Origin of the sequence: uncultured Nocardioides sp. (genome assembly GCF_902805925.1) — a bacterium.
Taxonomy (GTDB): Bacteria; Actinomycetota; Actinomycetes; order Propionibacteriales; family Nocardioidaceae; genus Nocardioides.
Window position 1 is genome coordinate 1 of record NZ_CADCUP010000156.1, and the last position, 4,954, is coordinate 4,954.

The 4,954-nt window shown below is 73.5% G+C and carries 6 protein-coding genes; 1 reads left to right on the plus strand and 5 read right to left on the minus strand.

Annotated elements, in window-relative coordinates; genetic code table 11:
- The coding region (locus QZX64_RS11325; RefSeq protein ID WP_295659764.1) for an oxygenase MpaB family protein at positions 1 to 1,097 on the plus strand (1,097 nt) is incomplete at its 5' end.
- 84 nt (positions 1,098 to 1,181) lie between these two features.
- On the opposite strand, the gene QZX64_RS11330 is transcribed toward QZX64_RS11325, so the two are convergent.
- From QZX64_RS11330 to QZX64_RS11350, 5 genes are read right to left on the minus strand one after another with little or no spacing between them, the layout of a single operon-like run.
- On the minus strand, positions 1,182 to 1,652 hold the full coding sequence (locus tag QZX64_RS11330; protein ID WP_295659767.1) for a GNAT family N-acetyltransferase: 471 nt from the start codon (positions 1,650 to 1,652) through the stop codon (positions 1,182 to 1,184).
- Positions 1,653 to 1,670: 18 nt separating this feature from the next.
- Entirely contained in the window at positions 1,671 to 2,306 is a 636-nt protein-coding gene (locus QZX64_RS11335; protein WP_295659775.1) for a response regulator transcription factor, read from the minus strand.
- Positions 2,307 to 2,364: 58 nt separating this feature from the next.
- The gene (locus QZX64_RS11340) at positions 2,365 to 2,871 is read right to left on the minus strand and encodes a flavin reductase family protein (protein ID WP_295659770.1); all 507 of its coding nucleotides are present in this window, start codon (positions 2,869 to 2,871) and stop codon (positions 2,365 to 2,367) included.
- A complete protein-coding gene (locus QZX64_RS11345) occupies positions 2,868 to 4,046 on the minus strand; it encodes a MacS family sensor histidine kinase (protein ID WP_366558544.1) in 1,179 nt (392 codons plus the stop codon). Before QZX64_RS11345 ends, QZX64_RS11340 begins: the two co-directional genes overlap by 4 nt.
- Positions 4,043 to 4,783, minus strand: a complete 741-nt coding sequence (locus QZX64_RS11350; RefSeq protein ID WP_295659772.1) for a 1-acyl-sn-glycerol-3-phosphate acyltransferase — start codon at positions 4,781 to 4,783, stop codon at positions 4,043 to 4,045. Before QZX64_RS11350 ends, QZX64_RS11345 begins: the two co-directional genes overlap by 4 nt.
- Positions 4,784 to 4,954 lie beyond the last annotated feature (171 nt).

Below are 4,954 nucleotides of genomic sequence, written 5' to 3' on the forward strand. Positions count from 1 at the left end.
CCGACGCGTTCGTCGCCGATCTCGCCACGATCGGCCACGGGCGTGGCATGCGGATGCTGCGCCGGGCCTGCCGCGACGGCATCGATGCCGTGCCGGACGCCCCCGGCTCGCTGCGTGCCCTCGTCGCCGAGCTGGACCGCGTGCCCGCCTGGGTCGACCTCGACGACCTCGACCGCGGCTGCCGCCACCTGGCCCGCTACACCCGCCAGAACGGCATCGTCCTGGGCGCGGCGTCCCTGGTGAGCGGCTACGCGAACTCGGCGGCGTCGCGGCCCCTGCTGATGACGGGACGGCTCGTCGAGAGCGCCGGCGCCCGGACCATCGAGGTCGGCTCGTGGCTGACCGCGGTCCTCACCGAGGGCGGACTGCGGCGGCACTCGCCCGGCATCGAGCTGACGGCGCGGGTGCGGGTGATCCACGCCCTGGTGCGCCGGGCGCTCACCGGCTCCGCCGCGTGGGACCAGCCGGCATGGGGGGTCCCGATCAGCCAGTCCTACCTCGCCTACACGCTCGTGGAGTTCTGCCTCATCCCGCTGCGCGGCATGCGGGCCATCGGGGCGCCGTACCTCCCGCACGAGGAGACCTCCTACTACGCCCGCTGGCGCTACGTCGGCCACCTGCTCGGCATCCGGCCCGAGCTGCTGCCGGTGGACCGGGCCGACCAGGAGGCGCTGGAGGCGATCTACCTGTTCACCCGGCCGGTGGTCGACGACTTCTGCCGCGACCTGGTGGCCTCGATCAACGCGGAGTTCCTCGTGCCGGAGATCGAGCAGCTGCTCCCGCCCGCCCTGCACCGGGTCGCCCCTCCGGTCGTGCACGCCCTCGAACGCATCTTCCTCGGCGACGAGATCGCCGAGGAGCTGGCCGTCCCCGACACCCGCCTCAAGCACCTCGTCCGCGCGCTGGGGCCGGTGCTGGGCGCCGTCAACGCCGGCCTCGACCGCGTCCCCGCGACCCTGCCGGTGCGCACCGCCCTGGGCAACCGCTACCGCGTCAAGCAGGACGAGCGGCTGCGCTCGCGCTACGGCGTCCGGCACGACCTCGTCGACGCCTCGCCCGAGGGCGGGCGGCCGCACCCGGCGCGGACGCCGGCCTGAGGGACGGGTCGTCCGCGTTGCTGGAACGTTCGTGCAACGCGTGTTGTACGAACGTTCCAGCAACGGACAGTGCCCCGTGACCGGTCACGAGCGATGCACGTACTCCATCTCGATCGGGTGCGGTGGCCACTCGGCCTCCCGGGTGACGCCGGTCGGCACCCACCCCAGGTGCGTGTAGAGGCCGCGGGCCCGCGAGTTCTCCACCAGGCACCACAGGTGCGGGGCGCCGCCGCCGGCGCGGATCGCCGCGACGGCCCGGTCCGCCCCGGCGCGACCCAGCCCGCTGCGCCATGCGTCGGGGTGCACGGCGAGGTGGCGCAGGGTCCGGTGGTCCCAGGCCGCGTAGGCGAGCAGGCCGCGGTCGCCGTCGACGACCTCGACGGTGACCTCGGGATCGTCGAGCACGAGTGCCCAGCGGGCGAGCACGGCGTCCTCGGGGAACGGGTGGCGGTCGGCGGGGAAGACGTGGGCGAGGGCGACCAGGTTGGCGTCGCGCTCCAGCACCATCAGGGCGTACGCGTCCTCGGGCCCGGCGGGGCGCCAGGACCCGCTCACGGCCCGCCCGCGGCGAGCTCAGTCATCGCCGTCGAGCCCCTGCTCGATGGCGTACCTCGTGAGCTCGACCCGGTTGTGCATCTGCAGCTTGCGCAGGGTGTTCTGCACGTGGTTCTGCACGGTGCGGTGGGAGAGGACGAGGCGCTCGGCGATCTGCTTGTAGCTCATGCCCTTGGCCACCATCTTGAGCACCTCGGTCTCGCGCTCGGTGAGCTCGGGGACGGCGGGGCCGTCCTGCGCGGGCCCGGACAACCGCCGGAACTCGCCCAGGACGAGCCCTGCCAGCCCGGCGGTGAAGACGGTGTCGCCCGCGGCCACCCGGCGCACGGCGGAGAGCAGCTCCTCGCGGGACGCCGACTTGACGAGGTAGCCGGTGGCGCCCGCCTTGACCGCCTCCAGCACATCGGCCTGCTCGCCGGAGGCCGACAGGATGAGGACGCGGGCCGAGGGGTCGTGCTCCAGCACGGTGCGGGTGACCTCGACGCCGTTGGGCTCGGGGATCTGCAGGTCGAGCACCACGACGTGGGGGCGGGCCGCCGGGAACCTCGCGACAGCCTGCGCCCCGGTGGAGGCGACCCCCACCACCTCGAACCCGGCCACCTCGAGGTCGCGCTCGACGGCGTCGCGCCACATCGGGTGGTCGTCGACCACCATGACCCTGATCGCCGCGGCGTCCGTGCTCTCCCCTGCCCCGTTGCTCACGCCCACCAACCTAGTGGTGGTAGCGGCCGCGCCGGTGGAGCAGCGGCTCGTCGTCGTCGCCGATCACCAGGCCGTCGAGGCGTGCCCTGACCTCGAGCGACCACCCGGACTCGCGGGCGTCCAGGACGGTGGCCTCCACCCAGGTCCGCGCGTCGGCCAGCCGCGGTCCGGCGTCGCCCTGCACCCACGTCGCCTGGGCGAAGGGTCCTCCGGGGGCCGGCATCTGGCCCGCGAACTGCTCGGCCAGGTCGCGGTGCCGCCAGTCCAGCAGCTGCACGACCAAGCGTGCCCCGTCGTCGTCGGTCAGGGCCACGGCGAGGTCGGAGTCGGGGTCGAGCAGGCCGACGATCAGGGGCGGGTCGCCCAGCACCACGAGCATCGACGCCACGGTGAGCCCCACCCGGTCGCTGCCCGCTCCGGTGGTCCACAGCGACACCTGCCCGCCGAGCCTGCCACGCAGCCGACGTGCGTGGTCGGGGTGCGGGTCGAGGAAGGGGTGCTCGGAGTGGATGGTCACGCCGCACCGCCTGCGCGCGGCACGGAGAGCTCCCACTCGGTGCCCCACGAGCCCGTGGACAGCTCGGCCGTGCCGCCGAGGTCCTGGAGGCGGCCGCAGATGGAGGAGGACACACCCAGTCGGCCCTCCGCCTCGGCGGCCGCCAGCCGGTCGCCCGGGATGCCCGGGCCCTCGTCGCGCACCGACACCACGACCCGGTCCTCGGTCGCGTCGAGCATCACCCAGGCGGGCGCCTGCGGCCCCACGTGCACGGCGACGTTGTCGAGGCACGCGCGGGTCGCGGCCACCACCTCGGAGACGACGTACGCCGGCAGCGGCACCGCCGCCCCGGGGGTCACCACGGTCACCGTCGGGCCGCCCAGGTCGTCCAGCGCGACGGCGAGGTCGGCGTCGGCCGCGTCGGTGACCAGGGTGTCCTGCTGCCGGATCAGCGAGCGCAGCGACGACTCCTGCTCCCCCGCCAGCCGGCTGAGGTCGGCGAACTCGCCCCCGAGCTCGGCGCCGCGACGCTGCACGAGAGCGAGCACCTGGAGCACCCCGTCGTGGACGGCGCGCGCCAGGCGGGCACGCTCACCGGCGGAGGCGGCCGCCTGTTGGGCGAGGTCCCGCTCGGCCGCCATCTGCTGGAGGGACTGGCACAGGTAGCCCACGATCGGCCCGCCGATCATCAGCAGGAAGACGTTGCCGTAGTTGGCCTGGGTGAGGTCCGGCCGGATGGCGAGGTCGACCAGCGACAGGAGGGCGGCAGCGACCAGTCCGCCCTGCCATCGCCAGTGGACCGCCCAGGCGAGCAGCACCCCCATGATCCAGAACCCCGGCAGGGTGGCGTTGAAGTCGTCACCCTTGAGCCACGGCGTGGCGAGCAGGGCGCCGAGGGCGGTCGCGAGGTCGAGCACGAGCAGGGGCGGCCCCCGGCGCACGGCGGAGGAGTAGGCCCACAGCGCGAACGCGGTCCAGCCGACCAGGGCGGCCACCACGAGCGCAGTGGCGACCGGGCGGTCGAAGTTGTCGCGACGCCAGAAGGTGAGCACCACGAGGTTGACCGTGACGACGACGCGGAGCACTGCGAGCGCGGCGTACAGCCTGTCCTCGACGGCCAGCGCAGCCGCTGACGACCGGTCGCCGGCCCGTCCGCCGGTCCTGCCGTCGACCCCGCTTCCGATGCTGCCGCTCAGGACGCCTTCTTCTCCTCGGCCGCCGCCTCGCGCTCGAGCCGCCTGGCCTCGTCGTCGTGCTTCTTCGACTGCTCCTTGGCGGCGCTGGCGTACATGTCGACGTACTCCTGGCCGGAGAGCCGCATGATCTCGTACATGATCTCGTCGGTGATCGAGCGCAGGATGTAGCGGTCGTTCTCCATCCCCTCGTAGCGCGAGAAGTCGAGCGGGGGGCCGAAGCGGACGATCGGCCGGGTGACGGAGCCGAACTTCTTGCCCGGGGGCGCCACCACGTCGGTGCCGACGACGGCCACGGGGACCACCGGGGCGCCGGTCTCGAGCGCGAGCCGGGCGACGCCGGTCTTGCCGCGGTAGAGCTTGCCGTCGTGGGAGCGGGTGCCCTCGGGGTAGATGCCGAACAGCTCGCCCCGGGCCAGGATGTCCTTGGCGGACCTCAGCGCGCCCTCCGCAGCGTTCGCGCCACCGCGGTCGATCGGCACCTGGCCGGCGCCGGAGAAGAACTTCTTCTGGAACCAGCCCTTCAGGCCGGGCGTGGTGAAGTACTCCGCCTTGGCCACGAAGGTGACCCGGCGGGTCAGCGTGAGCGGCATGAACATCCAGTCGGTGTACGACAGGTGGTTGCTCGCCAGGATCGCCGAGCCCTCCTCCGGGACGTGCTCCACGCCGGAGGCCTGCGGACGGAAGATGAGGCGCAGGACGGGGCCCAGGGCGATCCACTTCAGGAACCAATACAGCACGCTCGGACTCTAGCCCTTCGCGAGCCTCCGCGGCGGCCACCGAAGCCCTCGTCCCGGCCTTGTCGTCACCACTCGAATCAGGGCTCGGGTGGGTCGCCTGGGCCGGTTGCCGATCCGGTGTCCGTGGCGTGGCGCAGGTAGGGGTGGCCCTGTGGGCTGGTCCAGGTGTAC

Bases quoted from the DNA above. Each gene is read 5' to 3' on its own strand.
- QZX64_RS11335 (WP_295659775.1), bottom strand. From the start codon at position 2,306: ATGGTGGTCGACGACCACCCGATGTGGCGCGACGCCGTCGAGCGCGAC.